The sequence below is a fragment of the Verminephrobacter aporrectodeae subsp. tuberculatae At4 genome, from assembly GCF_000193225.1.
Classification (GTDB): domain Bacteria; phylum Pseudomonadota; class Gammaproteobacteria; order Burkholderiales; family Burkholderiaceae_C; genus Acidovorax; species Acidovorax aporrectodeae.
On sequence record NZ_AFAL01001019.1, the window covers coordinates 1 to 1,131 of the forward strand.

General features: G+C 73.2%; 2 protein-coding genes. Both read left to right on the forward strand.

The features are described from left to right. Positions 1-31: 31 nt before the first annotated feature. Entirely contained in the window at positions 32-772 is a 741-nt protein-coding gene (locus tag VTU_RS0124645; RefSeq protein WP_029554734.1) for an ABC transporter permease, read from the forward strand. Next, positions 769-1,131: ATP-binding cassette domain-containing protein (locus VTU_RS30305; protein ID WP_010110472.1), on the forward strand; the 363-nt coding region annotated here is incomplete at its 3' end. The genes VTU_RS0124645 and VTU_RS30305, both read left to right, overlap by 4 nt.

Sequence of the window (1,131 nt, forward strand, 5' to 3'; positions counted from 1 at the left end):
TATGGTGCGGGCACATACGATAGCCCAAGCCATGTCCACATTCACCGAAAGCGCGCGCACCGCGCTGCAACTTGCCCTGTCCCTGGATCCCGTGCTGTGCAGCATCGTGCGCCGCTCGCTCTCGGTCAGCGCCAGCGCCTGCCTGCTGGCCTGCGGCCTGGGTCTGGCGCTGGGCGCCTGGCTCGGCGTGGCGCGCTTTGCCGGGCGCGGCGCGGCGCTGGCGCTGCTCAACACCTTGCTCGCCGTGCCCTCGGTGGTGGTCGGGCTGGTGGTCTACCTGCTGCTCTCGCGCAGCGGGCCGCTGGGCGCGCTGGGCTGGCTCTTCAGCTTCCAGGCCATGGTGCTGGCGCAGACCATCCTGGTGCTGCCGGTGGTCACGGCGCTCACGCGCCAGGTGGTCGAAGACGCCGAGCGCGCGCACGGCGAGCAGCTGCGCTCCATGGGCGCGGGCGCCGCGCTGCGCAGTCTGCTGCTCGCCTGGGACGAGCGCTACGCCCTGCTCACCGTGCTGCTCGCGGCGTTTGGCCGCGCCATCTCCGAGGTCGGCGCGGTGATGATCGTGGGCGGGAACATCGACGGCTTCACGCGCGTGATGACCACGGCCATCGCGCTCGAGACGAGCAAGGGCGACCTGCCCCTGGCGCTGGCGCTGGGCCTGATCCTGCTGGTCGTGGTGCTCGCGCTGAACGTGCTCATCGCCGCGCTGCGCCGCTGGCGCGAGCGCGTTGACGGCGCCGTCGTGCACAGCGTCCCCGCAGGGGCTGCGGCATGAGCGGCGGCGCCGCCAGACCCTGGGTCGAACTGCGCCAGGTGACGCTGCACTACGGCCACGTGCAGGCGCTCGCCGGGGTCACGCTGCGCATCGCGCCCGGCGAGCGCGTGGCACTGGTGGGCGCGAACGGCAGCGGCAAGAGCACGCTGCTGCGCCTGCTGCACGGTCTGGTCGGTGCCCACGGCGGCGGCCTGCAGTGCGACGCCGCACTGCGCCAGGCCATGCTGTTCCAGCGCCCGCACATGCTGCGCACCAGCGCGCAGAACAACGTGGCGCTGGCGCTGTGGCTGCGCGGCACGCGCTGGCGCGACGCGCGCCTGCAGGCGCTGGCGGCGTTGCAGCGCGTGGAACTGCAGGGG